Annotated in this window: 18 protein-coding genes; 8 read left to right on the plus strand and 10 right to left on the minus strand. The window is 72.9% G+C overall.

The genetic code is table 11. The features are described 5' to 3' along the window. Positions 1–45 precede the first annotated feature (45 nt). The 3 genes from ACPPVX_RS10215 to ACPPVX_RS10225 are packed head-to-tail and all read left to right on the plus strand — an operon-like array spanning position 46 to position 3,682. The gene (locus ACPPVX_RS10215; protein ID WP_426574795.1) at positions 46–1,185 is read left to right on the plus strand and encodes an energy-coupling factor transporter transmembrane component T; all 1,140 of its coding nucleotides are present in this window, start codon (positions 46–48) and stop codon (positions 1,183–1,185) included. Then, positions 1,182–2,813, plus strand: coding sequence for an ABC transporter ATP-binding protein (locus ACPPVX_RS10220; RefSeq protein ID WP_426574796.1), 1,632 nt, complete (start codon positions 1,182–1,184; stop codon positions 2,811–2,813). The genes ACPPVX_RS10215 and ACPPVX_RS10220 overlap by 4 nt, the downstream gene beginning before the upstream one ends. Further along, the gene (locus ACPPVX_RS10225; protein ID WP_426574797.1) at positions 2,810–3,682 is read left to right on the plus strand and encodes an ECF transporter S component; all 873 of its coding nucleotides are present in this window, start codon (positions 2,810–2,812) and stop codon (positions 3,680–3,682) included. The genes ACPPVX_RS10220 and ACPPVX_RS10225 overlap by 4 nt, the downstream gene beginning before the upstream one ends. Positions 3,683–3,805: 123 nt before the next feature. Here ACPPVX_RS10225 and ACPPVX_RS10230 read toward each other — a convergent pair whose 3' ends face one another. Next, complete coding sequence (locus ACPPVX_RS10230) at positions 3,806–4,492, minus strand: ABC transporter ATP-binding protein (protein WP_426574798.1); 687 nt, start codon at positions 4,490–4,492, stop codon at positions 3,806–3,808. Then, positions 4,489–6,318 carry a hypothetical protein gene (locus tag ACPPVX_RS10235; protein WP_426574799.1) on the minus strand — a complete coding sequence of 610 codons (1,830 nt, stop codon included), beginning with the start codon at positions 6,316–6,318 and terminating at the stop codon, positions 4,489–4,491. The genes ACPPVX_RS10230 and ACPPVX_RS10235 overlap by 4 nt, the downstream gene beginning before the upstream one ends. 121 nt (positions 6,319–6,439) lie before the next feature. On the opposite strand from ACPPVX_RS10235, the gene ACPPVX_RS10240 reads away from it, so the two are divergent. After that, positions 6,440–6,940 carry an N-acetyltransferase family protein gene (locus ACPPVX_RS10240; RefSeq protein ID WP_426574800.1) on the plus strand — a complete coding sequence of 167 codons (501 nt, stop codon included), beginning with the start codon at positions 6,440–6,442 and terminating at the stop codon, positions 6,938–6,940. Between the two features lie 9 nt (positions 6,941–6,949). Here ACPPVX_RS10240 and ACPPVX_RS10245 read toward each other — a convergent pair whose 3' ends face one another. After that, positions 6,950–7,720: an ABC transporter permease gene (locus tag ACPPVX_RS10245; protein WP_426574801.1), complete on the minus strand. Its 771-nt coding sequence runs from the start codon at positions 7,718–7,720 to the stop codon at positions 6,950–6,952. Further along, on the minus strand, positions 7,717–8,655 hold the full coding sequence (locus ACPPVX_RS10250; protein ID WP_426574802.1) for an ABC transporter ATP-binding protein: 939 nt from the start codon (positions 8,653–8,655) through the stop codon (positions 7,717–7,719). The genes ACPPVX_RS10245 and ACPPVX_RS10250 overlap by 4 nt, the downstream gene beginning before the upstream one ends. A 98-nt stretch (positions 8,656–8,753) precedes the next feature. Between ACPPVX_RS10250 and mce the strand changes: the two genes are divergently transcribed. Beyond that, positions 8,754–9,173 carry a methylmalonyl-CoA epimerase gene (gene mce, locus ACPPVX_RS10255; protein WP_426574803.1) on the plus strand — a complete coding sequence of 140 codons (420 nt, stop codon included), beginning with the start codon at positions 8,754–8,756 and terminating at the stop codon, positions 9,171–9,173. 68 nt (positions 9,174–9,241) lie between these two features. On the opposite strand, the gene ACPPVX_RS10260 is transcribed toward mce, so the two are convergent. Together ACPPVX_RS10260 and ccrA are read right to left on the minus strand one after the other, a co-directional pair. Next, entirely contained in the window at positions 9,242–9,742 is a 501-nt protein-coding gene (locus ACPPVX_RS10260) for a VOC family protein (protein WP_426574804.1), read from the minus strand. 214 nt (positions 9,743–9,956) lie between these two features. Continuing rightward, positions 9,957–11,306 carry a crotonyl-CoA carboxylase/reductase gene (ccrA, locus tag ACPPVX_RS10265; RefSeq protein WP_426574805.1) on the minus strand — a complete coding sequence of 450 codons (1,350 nt, stop codon included), beginning with the start codon at positions 11,304–11,306 and terminating at the stop codon, positions 9,957–9,959. A 125-nt stretch (positions 11,307–11,431) separates the two neighbouring features. Between ccrA and ACPPVX_RS10270 the strand changes: the two genes are divergently transcribed. After that, on the plus strand, positions 11,432–12,019 hold the full coding sequence (locus ACPPVX_RS10270; protein WP_426574806.1) for a DivIVA domain-containing protein: 588 nt from the start codon (positions 11,432–11,434) through the stop codon (positions 12,017–12,019). Positions 12,020–12,145: 126 nt separating this feature from the next. Continuing rightward, positions 12,146–13,336: an acetyl-CoA C-acetyltransferase gene (locus ACPPVX_RS10275; protein ID WP_426574807.1), complete on the plus strand. Its 1,191-nt coding sequence runs from the start codon at positions 12,146–12,148 to the stop codon at positions 13,334–13,336. A gap of 126 nt (positions 13,337–13,462) precedes the next feature. On the opposite strand, the gene ACPPVX_RS10280 is transcribed toward ACPPVX_RS10275, so the two are convergent. Next, on the minus strand, positions 13,463–14,215 hold the full coding sequence (locus ACPPVX_RS10280) for a hemerythrin domain-containing protein (RefSeq protein WP_426574808.1): 753 nt from the start codon (positions 14,213–14,215) through the stop codon (positions 13,463–13,465). Positions 14,216–14,401: 186 nt separating this feature from the next. Here ACPPVX_RS10280 and ACPPVX_RS10285 point away from each other — a divergent pair, with 186 nt between their 5' ends. After that, positions 14,402–14,878: a DUF1992 domain-containing protein gene (locus ACPPVX_RS10285; RefSeq protein ID WP_426574809.1), complete on the plus strand. Its 477-nt coding sequence runs from the start codon at positions 14,402–14,404 to the stop codon at positions 14,876–14,878. Positions 14,879–14,897: 19 nt separating this feature from the next. Here the strand turns inward: ACPPVX_RS10285 and recR are convergent, their stop codons facing one another. The 3 genes from recR to dnaX are packed head-to-tail and all read right to left on the minus strand — an operon-like array spanning position 14,898 to position 18,024. After that, on the minus strand, positions 14,898–15,497 hold the full coding sequence (recR, locus tag ACPPVX_RS10290) for a recombination mediator RecR (protein ID WP_426574810.1): 600 nt from the start codon (positions 15,495–15,497) through the stop codon (positions 14,898–14,900). Between the two features lie 7 nt (positions 15,498–15,504). After that, entirely contained in the window at positions 15,505–15,936 is a 432-nt protein-coding gene (locus ACPPVX_RS10295) for a YbaB/EbfC family nucleoid-associated protein (RefSeq protein WP_426574811.1), read from the minus strand. Between the two features lie 27 nt (positions 15,937–15,963). After that, entirely contained in the window at positions 15,964–18,024 is a 2,061-nt protein-coding gene (dnaX, locus tag ACPPVX_RS10300) for a DNA polymerase III subunit gamma/tau (RefSeq protein WP_426574812.1), read from the minus strand. Between the last annotated feature and the right edge of the window lie 53 nt (positions 18,025–18,077).

The following is an 18,077-nucleotide window of genomic DNA, read 5'->3' on the forward strand; positions in this document are numbered from 1 at the left end:
GCCTCGCCTCGCTCCCAGCCTCGGCAGATCCACGGATCCCCAATCGTGCGCACCACCAGCCCTCTCCACGCCGTGACCTGGCTCGTGTGGGCCATCGCGGCTGCGGCCTGCGTGCAGATCGCACCGAACCCGCTGTACGTGGCGATCGTGCTGGCGATCAGCTTCCTGGTGGTGAGCGCCCACCGCCTCGACACCACGCTGGCCCGGGCCTTCCCGATCCTGATCGGCCTCGGCGTCGCCTTCGCCGTCATCCGCGTCGTCCTGACCGCGCTCACCACCCACAGCCCGCTGGTCGACGGACCGCCCGAGTACCTGTGGTTCACCCTCCCGTCGGCCACGCTGCCGCGGGTCCTCGGCGGGTTCACCGTCGGCGGGACCATCGAGGGCGACATCGTCCTGTACGCCGCCGCCCAGGCGTTCGCCGTCGTCGGGATCCTCGGCGCGTTCGGCGTGTTCAACGCCGTGGCCTCCCACCACGAGCTGGTCCAGGCCGCGCCCCGGGCGTTCCACGAGCCGGGCCTGATCCTCACCGTGTCGCTGGCGTTCGTGCCGTCCACGATGGCCGCGGTCGCCGACGCCCACGAGGCCGACCGGGCCCGCACCGGCGGCCGCGTCGTGCGCCGCGGGCGGCTCGTGCGCCTCACCGTCCCCATCCTCGAATCGGGGCTGGAGCGCGCCGTCTCGCTCGCCGAGTCGATGGACGCCCGCGGGTTCGCGCGCCAGCCGCGCGGCCGGGGCGACCGGGCCTCGGCCTGGCTCGGGCTGGTGGCGATGCTGGCGCTCGGCGGGGCGTTCGTGGCCCTGATCGGCCGGGCCACCGAGGTGGCGGTCATCGCCGGCTCGATCGGGATCGCCGCGCTGTTCGCCGCCGTGGTGCTGGCCTCGCGCTCGACGGGCACCTCCCGGTACCGGCCGCGACGCCTCACCCGTCTCGACGTGGCCGTGGGCGCCGGGGTGCTCCTCGCACCGCTCGGCCTGGCGCTCATCGCCGGCATCTGGGACCAGACCCTCTACTGGACCGCCTACCCCCTCCGGTTCCCGCCGTTCTCGGTGTGGCCCACGCTCTGCCTCGCGGCCCTGGCCATCCCGGTGCTCGTCCCGCCGCTCCCGCTCACCGACGTGGCCCTCGAGGCCGAGCGCCGCCCGGCCACCGACCTCGATCCCGCCCCGGCCGGTGCCCGGTGAGCGCGCCGCAGCACGGCGCCGTCACCTGGACCGACGCCGCGTTCGCCTACCCCGACGCACCGCGGTCGCTCGGCCCGATCGACCTCGAGGTGGCGCCGGGCTCGGTGGTCCTGGTGGTGGGCGAATCGGGCTCAGGGAAGTCGACCCTGCTGCGCACCGTGAACGGGCTCGTGCCCCACACCAGCGGCGGCCGGTTCCGCGGCGATGTGGTGGCGGGCGGCCGGTCCATCACCACGCACCGCCCCCGTGACCTGGCCGACGTGGTGGGGTTCGTGCACCAGACCCCCGAGGCCCAGTTCGTGGTCGACCACGTCGAGCACGACATCGCGTTCGTCCTCGAGAACCTCGGCACCGATCCCGCCACCATGCGCCGGCGGGTCGAGGAGGTGCTCGACGCGCTGGGCGTCGCCCACCTGCGCGACCGCTCACCGGCCACGCTGTCGGGTGGCGAGCGGCAGCGCTGCGCGGTGGCCGGCGCCCTGGCCGCGGGCCCGCAGATCCTGGTGCTCGATGAGCCCACCTCGATGCTCGACCCGCAAGGGGCCGACGACGTCATGGCCGCCCTCCGGCGCCTCAACGACGACCTCGGCACCACCGTGCTCCTCGCCGAGCACCGGATGGAGCGGGCCGGGCCCCTCGCCGACCGTGCCGTGCTCATCGACGCCGGGCTGGTGGCCGCCGATGCCAGCCCCAGCGCCGTGCTGGCCGCCCTCCCCGGCGCGCCGCCCGTCACCCACCTCGGGCGCCTCCTGGGGTGGGAGCCGCCGCCGCTCACCGTGCGCGATGCCCGCAGCGCGGTCCGCACCCTCGGCGTCCCCGATGCGGTGGCTGCCGCCCAGGCCGCGGCCGCAGCCGTGATCGACCAGCCGGCGCCGCCGGTCGCCGGTGCTGCCCTGCTCACCGCCGCGGGCGTGTCGGTCAGCCACGGCCCCCGGACCGTGCTGCGCCCGGTCGACCTCACGGTCCGCCAGGGCGAGATCGTCGCCGTGCTGGGCCGCAACGGCTCGGGCAAGACCACGCTCCTGCGGGCGCTGGCGAACGCCCACCCGCCCACCGCCGGCACCGTCGAGGCGCTCGTCCCCGTGGCCTACGTGCCCCAGGAGCCCGACTCGCTCCTGTTCAGCACCACCGTGCGCGGCGAGGTCGAGGCCACGCTCGGCCTCCTCGGCCGGCGCGACCCTGCCGCGGTCGACCACTGGCTGCGCGCCCTGCAGCTCGAGGACCTGGCCGACCGCCACCCGCGCAGCCTGTCGGTGGGCCAGCGCCAGAGGGTCGCGATCGCCGCGGTGGCCGTCGGCGACGCGCCGGTCCTGGTGCTCGACGAGCCCACCCGCGGCATCGATGCCACGTCGCGCCACGCCCTGGAGCTGGCCCTGGCCGAGCACCGCGACGGCGGCGGCGCGGTCGTCCTCGCCACCCACGACATCGAGCTGGCCGCCAGGGTGGCCACCCGCGTGGTGGTGCTCGGCGACGGCGACGTGGTGGCCGACGGCGACGCGCGCGCCGTGCTCGCCGGCTCGCTGTTCGCCCCCCAGGTGCTGCGCGTCCTGCCGCCGCTGCTGACCGTCGCCGAGGTCCGCGCCGCCATCGCCGCCGGGGCGGGACCGGCCGAGGTCGTCGCGCCGTGACCACCACCGCGCCACCCACCGCGCCCGACGAGCGGTCCGGCCACCATCCGGCGCCGCTGCTGCTCGGTGGCCGCCCCTCGCTGGTGGGCCGGCTGCGGTCGATGACCGTGTACCTGTTGGTCCTGGTCATCGGGGTCGCCGCGTTCCTCTACCCGTTCTGGCTCCCGTCCTCGGCACTCCCCAGCCAGGCCCACGCGGGCGATGCGCCGCTCGTCGCCGCCCTGGTCGGGGCCCTCGCGGTGGGTGCGGTGGCGCTCGAGATCCGTCGCGGGACGATGACCGGCACCACCGTCGCCATCTTGGGCATGCTCTCGGCCCTCGCCGGCCTGATGAAGCTGCTCGACCTGCCCGGCGGTGGCAGCGGCCTGTTCTTCCTGGTGATCCTCGCCGGCGCCGCGTTCGGCCCGCGGTTCGGGATGATCCTCGGCATCACGTCGTTCGTCGTGTCGGCCGTGCTGTCGGGCGGCATCGGTCCCTGGCTGCCGTTCCAGATGCTCGCCCTGGGGTGGATGGGCGCGGGTGCGGGCTTCATCGGTCACGCCACCAGACGGATGTCGCCGTGGGCCGAGGTGGGGGTGCTGGCCGCGTACGGCTGGGTGTGGGGCTTCGTCTTCGGCGCGATCTTGAACCTGTGGTTCTGGCCGTTCCAGCGCGGCGGCTCGCTCGACTGGGCACCCGGCATGTCGCTGGCGCAGTCGCTCGACCGGTACTGGTCGTTCTACGTGGCCACGTCGCTGGCGTGGGACGCGGCCGGCGCGCTCGCCAACGCGGTCATCATCCTCATCGTCGGCCGGGCCCTCATGGCGACGCTGCGCCGCTACGCCAACCGACTCGAGCCCGTCACCATCCTCGAGCCCGCCACCACCTGAGGCCCGCCCCCTCCTCCACGAACCCGGCGCCCGTCACAGACGCACCGGTCCCGGATGCGTGCCAGGTTCCCGAGCCCATGCGACGCGCTGGGCGGCCGGGCTCCTCAGGCGGAGCCTCGGAGGTCAGCCGCCGACGAGGTGGAGGACCTGCTCGACCGAGGCCTTGCCGTCGAAGATGACCTCGCCGTCGCGCAGGGCGACGCTGCGGTCGACGCGGTCGACGTAGGTGGGGTCGTGGGTGGCGACCAGGGTGGCGGCGCCGTCCTGGTGGATCTCCTCGAGCAGCTCGAGCAGCACCAGCTTGCCGGGCTGGTCGAGCCCGACGAACGGCTCGTCGACCAGCAGCAGCGAGAACGGGCGGACCAGGGCCAGCACGATCGAGGTCTTCTGGCGGAGGCCGCGGCTGAAGCGCGACGGCAGGTCGTCGATGCGCTCCTCGAGGCCGAGGCGCACGCAGAGCGATTCGGCGTAGTCGTCCCAGCCGTCGCCGCCGTGGAGCTTGGAGATGTACTCGGCGTGCTCACGCAGCGAGAGGTCGTCGTAGAGGACCGGGTCGTCGGGCAGGAACGAGGTGGTGGCGCGGGCCTCGACATCGGCGAGGTCGAACCCGGCGATCTCGATCTCGCCGTCGCTGGGATCGAGCAGCCCGGCGACCATCCGCAGGAAGGTCGACTTGCCCGAGCCGTTGTGGCCGATGAGCGCGACCGACTGGCCGACGGGCACCTTGATGCTCATCGGCTGGAGGGCGACCAGGTCGTCGTAGGTCTTGGAGAGGTCCTTGGCCACCAGGGCCGGGGGCTGCGCGGTCACTTCTGATCCCTCTTTCGCCCGATGGGCTTGGCACTGGTCCCGCCCCGGACGCCTTCGGGCGGCGGGCTGACGGGGGTGGACGGCTTCGGCTTGGGACGGGGCTGGCGGGCCTTGGCGCGCTGCGCCGGTGAGGCCTCCTCGCCCACCCGGCGAGACTCCTTGAGCGCCTCGCGCTCGCGCAGCTCATCGGCGAGGCGCTCCTCGCGCTGGCGCTCGACGGCCTTGGTGGGCGACATCTGGTCGGCGGCGTCGGCCATCCACTTCTTGATGTCGTCGCGGAACCGGACCCAGCCGCCGACGATCACGATGATGATCGACAGCAGGATGGCGATGTTCATGGCGGCGGCCATGGGCGGAGGCTTCTGGCTGCCGTTGAACGAGGCCCGGGCCGCCAGCAGCGGCATCGTGCCGAGCACGGCCATGGCGGGCGGCAGCGCGGTGCGGAACACGGTGCGGGTACCGGCGATCTCCGGCGTGACCATCGAGAGCGTGTCGACCGGGTCGGGGGCGCCCTGGACGACGCTGATGGCGCCGCCGCAGGCGGCCAGCAGGCCGGCCATGAACCCGGTGAACAGGCCGGGGCCGACGGGGACGGACGCCCCGATGGGGGCGACGGCGATGGCGCCGGCGATGACGCCGACGATGACCGAGACCACCAGCAGGATCGGCAGGTGCAGCAGGAAGAGCTGGCCGCGCGGCATCGGGAAGGTGTCGGTGCGGCCGGGGTGGTCGATCTCCTGGCCCAGCGGTTCGGCGGCATCGAGCGCCGCGACCCACAGCGCCATCCCGGCGAGGATCACGAGCGGCGTGGTGCCGTTCCAGACGGCCCGGAGGCACATCCCGGCGATGGCGGCCATGAGCACGGCGCGCACCACGCGCGACAGCGGCCAGCGGGCCACGCTGCGGACGCCGCGGTGCCAGACCGGGTACTTCGGGGTGCGGCGGGCGGCACGGATCCACGGCTTCGAGCGGGGGTGCTCCTGCGACAGCTGGCGCCGCAGGACCAGCACCGTGCGCAGGTCCTGCAGGGTGACGGCGAAGCGCATCTGGCCCACCAGGGCGGTGCGGCGCTCGGCGGCCTCGAGCGAGATGCCCGACACCCAGCGCATGCCGAGCACGACGAGGATCACCGCCAAGATGACGCCGAGGACGGCGAACCAATCCGGCTCGAGCGGCCACACCGCGATGTGGCCGACGACCGTGGCGGGCGACAGCGGGACCCGGCCGACGAGGTCGCCCGCCGACCACGCCACCAGGACGCCGCCCACCAGCGACGCCATCCAGTGCTTCATCTTCAGGCCCGAGGCCAGCAGCGCGCTGCCGTAGCCGAGGCCCACCGCGGTGACGCAGAACAGGGCGCCGCACACGATCCACTCGAGCGGGTTCCCGGGCAGGCGGCGGACGAGGAGCTGGCCGGTGGCCGCACCGACGGCCGCGGCGATGGCGACGAGGAACCGCAGCTGGCGCCACGCGGGGCCGCGCAGGGCGACGCCGCGGTCGACGGGAGACAGGAGCACGTGGCGGACGTCGGGGCGCTCGAGCGCGAGGGGCCCGCCCCGGCTGCCCGACCGCAGGCCCATGAACACGGCGAGGGAGACGAGGAGGCCGGCGGCGGCCGGTCCGTACTGCTTGATGTCGGCGATGCCGGCCGGGCTGACCTTGCCGTCGCCGATGGCGCCCGACAAGACGACGACCACCACGACGGACACGATGCCGGTCAGGTACACCTGGTACAGCGCATCGATCCAGTGGATGGATGCGACCCGTCGCTTGCGCCGGGCGCGCCGCAGCTCACCGACGACAGCAGCGGACTCAGCGAGGGTCATGGACACGGGTGACGACGCTACTGCTGCACCCCTGCCCGGCGACAGGCGGGAGCGGGCGGGGTTCGGCACCAACGGACAACTCGTGGCGCCCGCGGGGCGAGGCGTCGGTACCGTCGGAGCCATGGCCGCAGATCAGCCGAACATCCGCCCCGCCTCGGAAGCAGACGTGCCGGCGATCATCGCCATCCGCGAGGAGGTGGCGGGCGAGGGCCGGTGGATCGGCCGGGAGCTGCCGCTGCCCGACGACCTGGCCGACCGGCTCCGGGCATCCATCACCGACGGCGAGGGCATCTACCTCGTCGCCGAGGTGGATGGCGCCGTGGTCGGTGACGGCGGCCTGCACACCAACGGCGCCGGCCACGCCGAGCTGTTCATGGCCCTCCTGCCCGGTCACCGCGGCGCCGGCCTCGGCCGAGCCCTGCTCGCCCGCGCGCTGGCCTGGGCCCGGGCGCAGCCCGACGTCCACAAGGTCACCCTCCAGGTGTGGCCGCACAACGACCGGGCCCTCGCGCTCTACCGCCACGCCGGCTTCATCGTCGAGGGCTACCGCCACCGCCACTGGCGCCGCGCCGACGGCGAGCTCTGGGACGTCATCGAGATGGGCCTGCTGGTCGAGAGCTGACCCCGGCGGTCAGGCCCAGCTGATCTTGGTGTCCTCGACCCGGAAGCGGACCATGGCCACCACCGTGAAGACCGCGGTGAAGCCGGCGAGGACGAGCAGCGGCACCGCCACGTCGGCCATCCCGCCCGGCTTCAGGGTGACCTCGCGGAACCCCTGCATCGCCCAGTAGGCGGGGGTGAAGGGGGCGATGGCCTGGGCCCAACCGGGCAGGAACTCCACCGGGGTGAGCGCGCCGCCGAGGCCGCCGATCAACATGGCGCCGGCGGTGGCGAGGGCGTTGAGCTGGATGACCGACTTGCAGACCGACAGCAGCATGAACCCGAGCGCCACGTTCATCACGGCCAGCGCCAGCGCGACCGCGACGAACGCCACCATCGACCCGCGCACGTCGAGGTCGAACAGCACGAAGCCGGCGGTCAGCAGCACCGCGATCTGGAACGAGATGGTGAGGATCGGCACGACGCTCTTGCCCAGCATGAGCTCGTTGGGCGTGAGCGGCGAGGCACGGAGGCGCTCCCACGTGCCCCAGCCGTGCTCGCGGAACACGCCGAACCCGACGTTGCCCACCAGGAACCCGCTGAAGATCACGGTGGCGGCGGGCACCACGTAGGCGGCGCCGTTCACCTGGGCGTGGGGGAACCGCACGCCGAGCGCGGCGCCGATGGCCGACTCGTTGAACGCCATGAACGCGATGGGAGTGATCGTGAAGATGATGAGGAACGCCGGATCGCGGCGCAGGAGGCGCAGGTCGTTGCGGGCGATCGCCCGGATCCGGTTCACCCGGCCAGCTCCTGCTCGACGTCGCTCGAGTACGCCCGGCCGGTGACCGCCAGGAACACGGTCTCCAGGCTGGGGCGGGACAGGTCGACGGAGATCAGGCGCTCGGCATCGGCGCCGAGCGAGCCCACCAGGGCGGCGGCATCGGGACCGGGCCGGTCGGTGGTGACCCGAGCCACCGAGCCGTCGACCACCGCGCCCGGCAGCTCGGGGGCCGGCCCATCGAAGGTCAGCTCGACCAGCCCGGAGCCGTGCTCGTCCACCAGCGAGGCCAGCGGCCCGCGGGCGAGGATGCGGCCGTGGTCGAGGATCGCCACCGATGCGCCCAGCTCCTCGACCTCGGGCAGGTAGTGCGTGGAGTAGACGACGGCGCAGCCCTCGTCCGCGGTGAGGCGGCCGATCGCGTGGAGCAGCCGGGCGCGCGTGGCGATGTCGACGCCGGTGGTCGGCTCGTCGAGCATGAGCACCTTGGGCCGGTTGACCAGGGCCATCGCGGTGTGGAGCCGCCGCTGCTCCCCACCGGACAGGTTGCGGGCCTGGCGGTCGAGGAGCTCCGTGAGCTCGACGACCTCGGCCACCTCCTCCAACCGCTTCGCCACGCCGGCACCCGAGTAGCCGGCGAGCCGGGTGAACAGCTCGAGGTTCTCCCGCACGCTGACCGTCGGGTAGATGCCCGTCGTCTGGCCGGCCAGCCCGACCGCCTGACGGGCCTCCCGCCCGTGCTGTGCGATGTCGAGCCCGTCGACGAGCACCCGACCGGCATCGGGCGAGCGCAGCCCGGCGATGATCGAGACGAGCGTGGTCTTGCCGGCGCCGTTGGGCCCGAGCAGGCCGCACACCTCTCCCGCCTCGACCTCCAGGCTGACGCCGTGCAGCGCGGTGTGGTCGCCGTAGCCCTTCACGACCCCCTCGACCTGGAGCACCGCCTGGTCACCCACGCCTTCAGTCTGGTCCGCAGGCCCGGCCGCAGTGCGGCGCGTTTCCCGAACCCTCTGCCGTTGTGCCCCGAGGCCGCGCCTCCGGGCAGAATGGCCGCATGTTCACCCACATCGACCACGTGGGCATCGCCGTGCCCGACCTCGACGAAGCCCTGGCGTTCTACGCCGAGAAGTTCGACCTGAAGTCGGTGCACGAAGAGGTCAACGAGGAGCAGGGCGTCCGCGAGGCGATGCTCGCCGTCGGCGACTCCGGGAGCTGCATCCAGCTCCTGGCCCCGCTCACGCCCGAGTCCACCATCGCCAAGTTCCTCGACAAGAACGGCCCCGGCATCCAGCAGATGGCGTACCGGGTCGAGGACATCGACGCGGTGTGCGCCACCTTGCGCGACCGCGGCGTGCGCCTGCTCTACGAGGTGCCGAAGAACGGCACGGCCGGGTCGCGGGTCAACTTCATCCACCCCAAGGACGCCGGTGGCGTGCTGGTCGAACTGGTGGAGCCGGGCACCGACGCCCACTGACCCTTCCGGTCACCACCGGATCCAGGTCACGGAGCCACCCTTGCGGTGGGTGGGCGACCCGAAGACGATCAGCGCTCGACGAGCTGGACCAGCACCCCGAAGGCGGCGTCGGGGTGCAGGAACGCCACCTTCGACTCGCGCGGGCCGGGCACCGGCTCGACGTCGAGGACCTCCTTGCCTGACGACGTGAGGGCGTTCAGCGCGTCGGCGCAGCTGTCGACGCGGTACCCGATGTGGTGCAGGCCCGGGCCGCCCTCGGCCAGGAACTCGGCGTACTCGGAGTCGTCCTCGGTGGGGGCGATCAGCTGGATCGTGGAGCCGCCCACCTGGAGGAAGGCCACCTCGTAGCCCTCGCCGTGGAGCTCCTCGCGGTGCTCCACCAGGACCCCGAAGGTGTCGCGGTGCTCGGCGATGGCCTCGTCGAGGTCGGGGACGACGATGCCGATGTGGTCGATGTCGGTCAGGACGGCAGCTTCGAGGCCACCGTCGAACGCCTCGTCGATCTCGCCGAAGATGGCATCGCTGCCGTCCTCGTCGTCCTCGTTGGGGTTGCGTGCCTGGATGCCCATCGTGTCCTGCTCTCTCCATCAGCCGCTCGACCGCGGCTCCTGGCGTCGATCCGCGTCGCGCTGCGACCCAGGTCTACGCCAGAACGGAGCGGTGGGGTGGCCGGGTCAGGCTTCCTGATCGAAGCGTTGGAACACTCGGTGCGGCGCAGCCGTGCCGAGCAATGAACACGTGATCTTGTTTCGGCGAAGCCGAAGTGCCCTTCCCGTTACCGGGTCAGCTCTCGAACTGGTCGAAGCGCTGGAACAAGGTGATCTTGTCCTCGCCGACCTTGGCGCGGAACTCGGGGTCGTCGATGCCGAGGCCCTTCTCGGGGGCCAGGCACAGCACGCCGGCCTTGCCCTCGATCTGGTTCTTGTGCACGGCCAGGGCGGCTTCGCCGGTCTCCTCGAGGGAGTAGGTGCGGCTGAGGAGCGGCTGGATCTTGCCCTCGGCGATGAGCTGGTTGGCCGCCCAGGCCTCCTTGTAGTTGGCGAAGTGCGAGGAGACGATGCTCTTCAGCTTCATCCAGAGGTGGCGGTTGTCGTACTCGATCATGTAGCCGGAGGTGGCGGCGCAGGTGACGATCTTGCCGCCGCGGGCGGCGGCGAACACCGAGGCGCCGAAGGTCTGGCGGCCCGGGTGCTCGAACACGGTGTCGACGTCGCGGCCGATGAGGCCACGGATGTCCTTGCCGAGGCGGCGCCACTCCTTCTCGTCCTGGGTGTGCTCGTCCTTCCAGAACTTGTAGTCGGCCTCGCGGCGATCGATCACGTGCTCGACGCCCATCTCGTTGAGGAGGCGGCGGCGCTTGTCGGAGGACACCACGCCCACCGGCGTGCCGCCACCGTTGAGGACGTACTGCACGGCGTAGCCGCCGATGCCGCCGGTGGCGCCCCACACGAGGACGGCCTGGCCCTGCTTGAGGTCAGCGGCGTGGGGGCTGACGATCATGCGGTAGCTGGTGGAGTTGCAGAGCGCGTTGCACGCCGCCTCTTCCCACGTGAGGTGGGCGGGCTTGGGCATCAGCTGGTTGGCCTTGACGACGGTGAGGTCGGCGAGCCCGCCGAAGTTGGTCTCGAAGCCCCAGATGCGCTGGTTGTCGGCGAGCATCGAGTCGTCGTGGGCCGACGGCGACTGATCGTCGACGTGGTTGCAGTGGATGGTGACCTTGTCGCCGGCCTTCCAGTTGCGGACGGCCGAGCCGGTGCGGACCACGACGCCCGAGGCGTCGGAGCCGACCACGTGGTACGGCAGGGCGTGGCGGGCGCCCCACACGCTCTCCTTGCCGAGGCGGTCGAGGAAGCCGAAGGTGGAGAGCGGCTCGAAGATCGAGGTCCACACCGTGTTGAAGTTGATGGCCGAGGCCATGACGGCGACGTAGACCTCGTCGGGGGCCAGCTCGGGCGTGGCCACCTCGCCGACGTGCAGCGACTTGCGGGGGTCCTTGTCCTCGGACTCGACCCCCTCCCACATGGTCTGCTCGTCGCGCTTCACGAACGCGGCCCGGTACGACTCCGGGATGGCGATGTTGGCAAGGTCGTCGCCGGACGCGCCGGCGGTGATGGCATCGAGGAAGGCCTGCATGGCCGCCGATCCTAGAGGTGGACCCCCGATCGGGGCGAAGCCCGCATCCTCGGTTTCCTCTCGACGACCAGGTTGGCGCCGATAGTGTTCCGTCCGTCTGCACAACCCCCGGGAGTCCGAGCACCATGGCCATCACGTCGGAGGAGATCGCCAACAAGGAGTTCCTCGTCGGCCTTCGCGGCTACGACAAGGACGAGGTGCGCTCGTTCCTCCAGACCGTCGCCGCCGCGTTCGAAGCGCCGGCTCCGGAGGAGGCGGCTCCCGCCGCACCCGCCGAGGCCCCTGCGGCCGACGGCGGGCTGTCCAACCTGGGCGGCCAGATCGAGGCCATCTTGGCCACCGCCCGCGACGAGGCCGCCAAGCTCAAGACGGAGTCCGAGGCCGCTGCCGCCAAGACCCGCGCCGATGCCGACGCCTACGCCGAGGCCACCCGCGCCGAGGCCGAGCAGCACAACAACGAGGCCAAGCAGAAGCTCACCGCCGCCCAGGACGAAGCCCTCGGCCTGGTGGCCGACGCGCAGGTCCGGGTCGACAAGATGATCGAGAGCTCCCGCGTCGAGGCCGAGAACCAGGCCCAGGCCGCGGTCGCCCACCTCACCGGGCAGGTCGACGAGCTCAACGGCGCCCGAGACGCCTCCCGCCAGCAGCTCACGGAGCTGCGGGCCAAGCTCGACAAGGCCCTCGCGGTCACCGAGCCCGACACCATCAGCTAGCCCCGGCGCGGCGGGCGCCAGACCTGGTGGAGCAGGCGCCGGGCGGGCGCTCGGATGGACAGGCCGGGGTGACCCCTCGGTACGATGACGCAACCGTCCGAAGCCACATCGCAAGGGGAACCTCCAATGGCTGGATCTGTCATCGTCGCCGGCGCACGCACGCCGGTCGGGAAGCTGTCCGGAGCGCTCTCCAGCTTCTCCGCTGCCGAGCTCGGTGGCTTCGCCATCAAGGGCGCCCTCGAGCGGGCCGGGCTCACGCCCGAGCAGGTCGAGTACGTCTTCATGGGCCACGTGCTCCAGGCCGGTGCCGGCCAGATCACGGCCCGCCAGGCGGCGGTGAACGCCGGCATCCCCATGAGCGTCCCGTCCACCACCGTCAACAAGGTCTGCCCGTCGGGCATGCACGCCATCTACCTGGCCGACCTCATGATCAACGCCGGTGAGGCCGACGTCGTCGTCGCCGGTGGCATGGAGTCGATGACCAACGCCCCGTACCTCCTCCCCGGCGCCCGGGGCGGCTACCGGATCGGCGACCAGAAGGTCGTCGACTCGATGATGTACGACGGCCTCTGGGACCAGTTCGACCACGTCGCCATGGGCGCCTCCACCGAGGCCTACTGCGGCAAGGAGCCCCAGGGCATCAGCCGCGAGGAGCAGGACGCCTTCGCCGCCAGCTCGCACCAGCGTGCGGCCGCCGCCCACAAGAACGGCCTGTTCGACGACGAGATCATCTCGGTGTCCGTGCCGCAGCGCAAGGGCGACCCGGTCGTGGTCACCGAGGACGAGGGCGTGCGGGGCGACACCACCGCCGACACCCTCGCCAAGCTGCGCCCCGCCTTCGACAAGGAAGGCAACATCACCGCCGGCAACGCCTCGCAGATCTCCGACGGCGGCGCCGCCGTCATCGTGATGAGCAAGGCCAAGGCCGAGGCCCTCGGTGCGCCGATCCTCGCCGAGATCGTCGGCTACGGCCAGGTGGCCGGGCCCGACGCCTCGCTCCTGCACCAGCCCTCCAACGCCATCGTCAAGGCGCTCGACCGGGCCGGCAAGTCCGTGTCCGACGTGAGCCTGTTCGAGCTCAACGAGGCCTTCGCGGCCGTCGGCATCGCCTCGATGCGAGACCTGGGCATCACCGACGAGGTCACCAACGTCAACGGTGGCGCCATCGCCATCGGCCACCCGCTCGGCGCCTCTGGCACCCGGGTCACCCTCCAGCTCGCGCTGGAGCTGGCCCGCCGCGGCGGCGGCCTCGGTGCTGCTGCCCTCTGCGGCGGCGGTGGCCAGGGCGACGCCATCCTCCTCCAGGTCAACGGCTGAACCTGATCACGACGCGAGCGTCGTAGGTCAGGAGCCCCGAGGGCCCCGTCACCTCCGACGTCCGATGGAACCCGAGCGAAGGGCGGCCTCCGGGCCGCCCTTCGCCGCGTCTCGGGCCGGGTGCGATCAGCGGGGGAGGAGCGCCTCGGTGCGCTCGTACTGATCGGGTGAGAGCACCGTGCGGGCCAGGCCCAGCACGCCCTGGAACGCCTCGGGCGGGGCGGAGGCGGCCATGCCGCCGAGCATCTCGGCGCGGTCGGGGGCGTTCATGGCGGGCAGCATGAACACCAGGCCGTCCGCCATCTGCTCGGGCGGGATCGACCCGATGATCGTCATCATCAGGGCCATGGTGGCGTCGGGCCCGATCGACTCGAGGATCAGCGGCATGATGATCCGCTCCTCGACCAGCTGGTGCTGCAGGTAGGCACTGGTGAAGCCCGAGAGCTGGAGGTAGAGCAGCTGGAGCTCACCTCTTCGCTCCGACGCCTCCTCGTGGACGATCTCGGCGGCGAACGCGGCCGCGGCGTGGAACGCGTGGTGGAGCTGCGCGTGCTCGGCATCGACCTCCTCGGCCAGGTCCGGCGCCACGTCGCGCAGCACCGGGTCGACGTGGTCCTCCTCGTGCCCGGCGTGCTGGGTCAGGAGCGTCTCGACCGCGGCCAGGTGAGCCGCGAGCGCGGCGCGGCCGGTGTCGTCGTCGGGCGCCAGGCTCCCGGCGGCCATCGTCAGGCCGAACAGCTCGGCGCGGATCCCCTTGTGGATGTCGCGGTAGAGGTCGGCGGCGTAGAGCGGCGCGTGGGGACGGGTGCCGCCCGCCACGGCCGAGGCCACATCGGTGAAGGCAAGGAGGTCCGCGCTGGACGGTGGGGTGGGGCTCATGGGGTGGTTCCTCTGTTCGAGCGGCCGCAGCGGCCGCACTGCAAGGTGCAGTGTGAACCATGGCTCACCCGCCTGCACCCGAAAACGGCGCATCCCGCCCCGAACGTCGTGTGGATCTGGTGCGTGGGCGCGCTCCGGACCCAGAACGGAGCTCGATCCGGGAGGGTCGTGGGTACGCTCCCGGGCATGGCTGGACGGAAGCCTCCGCAGGTCACGTTCGAGACGTGGGTGGATCGTCAGATCCGCGACGGCGCGGCCAAGGGCGCGTTCGATGACCTGCCCCGCGGCCCGATCGAGCTGGCCGACCAGCACGACGCCGACTGGTGGATCAAGCGGAAGATCCGCGACGAGGGCCTGGAGGTCCTGCCGCCGTCGCTGATCCTGCGGCGCGACATCGAGCGGGCCGTGGGCGACGCCCGCGAGGCACCCACCGAGGACGAGGCCCGCCTGCGCATCGAGGCGGTGAACGACCGGATCCGCACGGCCAACCGGGTGGCCGTCGCCGGCCCGCCCATCACCCTGGTGGCCCACCCGGTCGACGAGTTCCTCGACCGGTGGCGCACCGACCACCCTGCCGACCTCACGAGCGCTCCGTCGGCCGAGCCGGCCGGCTCCACCCCGCCGCGCCGCCGCTGGCGCTGGCGCGTCATCCGCCGGCGCTGATCCCGACCCGACCTCGTCGCTAGATGTCTCGACGGCCTTCGAGCGCTCGGCCGAGGGTGAGCTCGTCGGCGTACTCGAGGTCGCCGCCCACCGGGAGGCCGCTGGCGATGCGGGTGGTCTTGATGCCGAGCGGCGTGAGCAGCCGCCCCAGGTACATCGCGGTGGCCTCGCCCTCGATGTTGGGGTTGGTGCAGAGGATGACCTCGGTGACGCCCTCGGGATCGAGGCGGGTCAGCAGCTCCTTCACGCGCAGCTGATCGGGGCCGATGCCCTCGATCGGACTGATGGCGCCTTGGAGCACGTGGTACTTGCCCCTGTACTCACCGGTCTTCTCGACGGCCACCAGGTCCTTGGGCTCCTCGACCACGCAGATCGTGTGGGCGTCGCGCCGGTCGTCGGCGCAGATCCCGCAGAGCGGCCCCTCCGACAGGTTGAAGCAGCGCTCGCACCAGGCGACCTTCTCCTTGGCCTCGACGATGACGCGAGCCAGCCGGACCGCGTCCTCCTTGGGGAGCTTGAGGAGGTGGAAGGCGATGCGCTGCGCCGACTTGGGGCCGACGCCGGGCATCCGGCCGAGCTCGTCGATCAGGTCCTGGACCGGACCGGCATAGGTGGCCACCGGTGGGTCAGCTCCCGCCCAGCAGGCCGCCGAGATCGATGTCGCCCAGGCTCAGGCCGCCCTGCTGGAGGCCCTGGATCTCGTCGACCGCATCGCGCAGGGCGGCCAGGATCAGGTCTTGGAGCATGTCGACGTCGTCGGGATCGACCGCCTCGGGGGCGATGGTCACCGACTGGAACTCGAAGCTCCCGGTCACCGCGACGCGCACGGCGCCCCCGCCGGCCACGCCCTCGACCACGGTGGACGCGGCCGCTTCCTGCGCCGCCATGAGCTGGGCCTGCACCTGACCGGCCTGCTCCATGAGCACGCCGAAGTCGAAGCCACCGGGCCCGCCCCCGCCGAGGAGGGCGGCCAGCGGATCGTCGCCGGGGGGCGAGGCCGCCGGGAAGTCGATGGCGTCGGCGCTGATGGCGTCGTCGTGGTCGGGATCGTTGCTCACGGTTCCTCCAGGGAACGAGGTGGGTGGTCAGCTCTCTTCGAGCAGCTCGGCGCCGGGGAACGCCTCGGCCAGCGCGGCCAGGCCGCCCGCGGGGGCGTCGGGGGCGTCGTCGAGGTCGTGGACGTCGGCGCCGGCGAGGTGCTCGTCGGGATCATCGGTGGGCGGGCGGGATGGGGGGCGACCGGCCGACGGCACCGGGCCGCCTCCGCTGCCCTCGGCCCCCGCGGCCACCTGGAACGTGATCGTGATGGGCTGGCCCAGCTCCTGTGAGAGCACCCGCTCGACGTCGGCGCGCTTGCGCTCGCAGTTCTGGCGGTGGTGGTCGTTGTCCACTCGGACCACCGCGGTGCCGCCGTCGACCGACACCAGATCGGCCGTCTGGAACATGGCCTTGGTGAGCCCGGCCAGCGCCGGGAGCACCCGGTCGGCCCACAGCCCGGCCGGCGCGGACCCGCCCGACGAGGCGGCTGGCGACGGGGCGGCTGGCGATGCGGCCTCGACCGCCGGGGCCGGCGCGGCCGGCGCGGGAGCCGGCGGGCTCGGCGGCGCGGCAGCCGCGACCGGTGCGGCCGCCTCGGGCTCGGGAGCAGGGGTCGGGTCGGGAGCCGGCGCGACCGGAGCGGGGGCCGGGTCGGCGGCCGCAGGAGGCGGTGCGGTGGGGGGTGCGCTGGGCGGCGGCCCGGGGGGCGCGGCGGCGGCGCTGGGCGCCGGGCGCGGCGCCCCGCCGGTCCTGGCGGCGCGGTCGGCGCGCTGGGCCGCGAGCTGGGCGCGGGCCTGGGCGGCCGGTCCGCCCGGACCGGTCACGGGCGGCGCCGACTCCGGGGCGGGGGCGGGGGCGGGAGCCGGGGCGGGGGCCGACGCCACGGGGGCGGGAGCCGATGGCGCTCGCTCGGTCGGGGCCGGGGGTGCGGGGGCGGAGGCCGCCGCGGGGGGCGGGGATACCGCGGGCGGGGCCGCAGGAGCGGGTGCCGACGCCACGGCCGTACCGGAGGCCAGCGCCGCTTCGAGCTTGGCGATCCGGGCGATGAGGCCGTCGAGCGAGGCGTCGGTGTCGGAGCGGGTCAGCTTGACCAGCGCCACCTCGAGCGGGATGCGCGGGTCGGGGGCCTGGCGCATCTCGAGGAGCGCATCGCCGACCGACTCGAGCGCGCGGGTGGTGGCCCGGTCGCCGAGCTGGTCGGCCCAAGCCTGCACCCGGTCGAGGTCGGCCTGCGACAAGTGGGTGAGCGGGGCGCCCATGCGCAGGAGGAACACGTCGCGGAGCCGGGCGAGCAGGGCCTCGCCGAGCACACGGGGGTCTCGGCCGGAGCCGACCGCGTCGGCCACCGCGAGCAGGGCCTTGCCGGCATCGGCGGCGGCGACGGCGTCGAGCAGGTCGCCGAGCGCCTCGCCGTCGTCGACCACGCCGCCTGCAGCAGCCACCCGCTCCAGCGCCGACAGCGTGTCTCGGGCCGAACCGCCGCCCACGCGGACCACGTACTCGACCGCGTCGTCGCCCAGGCCCAACTCGGCATCGTGGATGACCCAGCGGACGTGCTCGGACAGCTCCTCGGCGCCCAGCAGCCGGAACTCGTAGTGCTGGGTGCGGCTGCGGATGGTGGGCAGCACCTTCTGCGGATCGGTGGTGGCCAGCACGAACACGACGTGGTCGGGCGGCTCCTCGAGCGTCTTGAGCAGCGCGGCCGAGGCGGCCGGCGTGAGCATGTGGACCTCGTCGAGGATGTACACCTTGGTGCGCCCCGGCGATCCGAGCGCCACCCGGCTGATCAGCTCCCGCACCTCCTCCACCTTGTTGTTGGAGGCGGCGTCGAGCTCCTGGACGTCGTAGGACGTGCCGGCATCGATGGCCAGGCAGCTGTCGCACACCCCGCACGGCTCGCCGCCGTCGAGGTTCACGCAGTTGAGCGCCTTGGCCAAGATGCGCGCGGTGGAGGTCTTGCCGGTGCCCCGCGGGCCGCTGAACAGGTAGGCGTGGCCCACCCGCTCCTCACGGACGGCGTTGCGCAGGGCGCGCACCACCTCCTCCTGGCCTCGGACATCGCTGAACCGGTGCGGTCGGTAGCGGCGGTAGAGCGACTGGTAGGCCATCGACGCTCACCCTACCGATCGTCGGCAACCCTCGTTTCGAGGGCCGGGACGCC

Source organism: Aquihabitans sp. McL0605, from assembly GCF_049993875.1.
Lineage (GTDB): Bacteria > Actinomycetota > Acidimicrobiia > Acidimicrobiales > Iamiaceae > Aquihabitans.

Excerpts from the sequence above, each read along its gene's own strand:
- ACPPVX_RS10240 (WP_426574800.1), top strand. The coding sequence starts at position 6,440 with ATGGCCGCAGATCAGCCGAACATCCGCCCCGCCTCGGAAGCAGACGTG.
- ACPPVX_RS10285 (WP_426574809.1), top strand. The coding sequence starts at position 14,402 with ATGGCTGGACGGAAGCCTCCGCAGGTCACGTTCGAGACGTGGGTGGAT.
- mce (WP_426574803.1), top strand. The coding sequence starts at position 8,754 with ATGTTCACCCACATCGACCACGTGGGCATCGCCGTGCCCGACCTCGAC.
- ACPPVX_RS10235 (WP_426574799.1), bottom strand. The coding sequence starts at position 6,318 with ATGACCCTCGCTGAGTCCGCTGCTGTCGTCGGTGAGCTGCGGCGCGCC.
- ccrA (WP_426574805.1), bottom strand. The coding sequence starts at position 11,306 with ATGCAGGCCTTCCTCGATGCCATCACCGCCGGCGCGTCCGGCGACGAC.
- ACPPVX_RS10260 (WP_426574804.1), bottom strand. The coding sequence starts at position 9,742 with ATGGGCATCCAGGCACGCAACCCCAACGAGGACGACGAGGACGGCAGC.
- dnaX (WP_426574812.1), bottom strand. The coding sequence starts at position 18,024 with ATGGCCTACCAGTCGCTCTACCGCCGCTACCGACCGCACCGGTTCAGC.
- ACPPVX_RS10270 (WP_426574806.1), top strand. The coding sequence starts at position 11,432 with ATGGCCATCACGTCGGAGGAGATCGCCAACAAGGAGTTCCTCGTCGGC.
- ACPPVX_RS10275 (WP_426574807.1), top strand. The coding sequence starts at position 12,146 with ATGGCTGGATCTGTCATCGTCGCCGGCGCACGCACGCCGGTCGGGAAG.
- ACPPVX_RS10280 (WP_426574808.1), bottom strand. The coding sequence starts at position 14,215 with ATGAGCCCCACCCCACCGTCCAGCGCGGACCTCCTTGCCTTCACCGAT.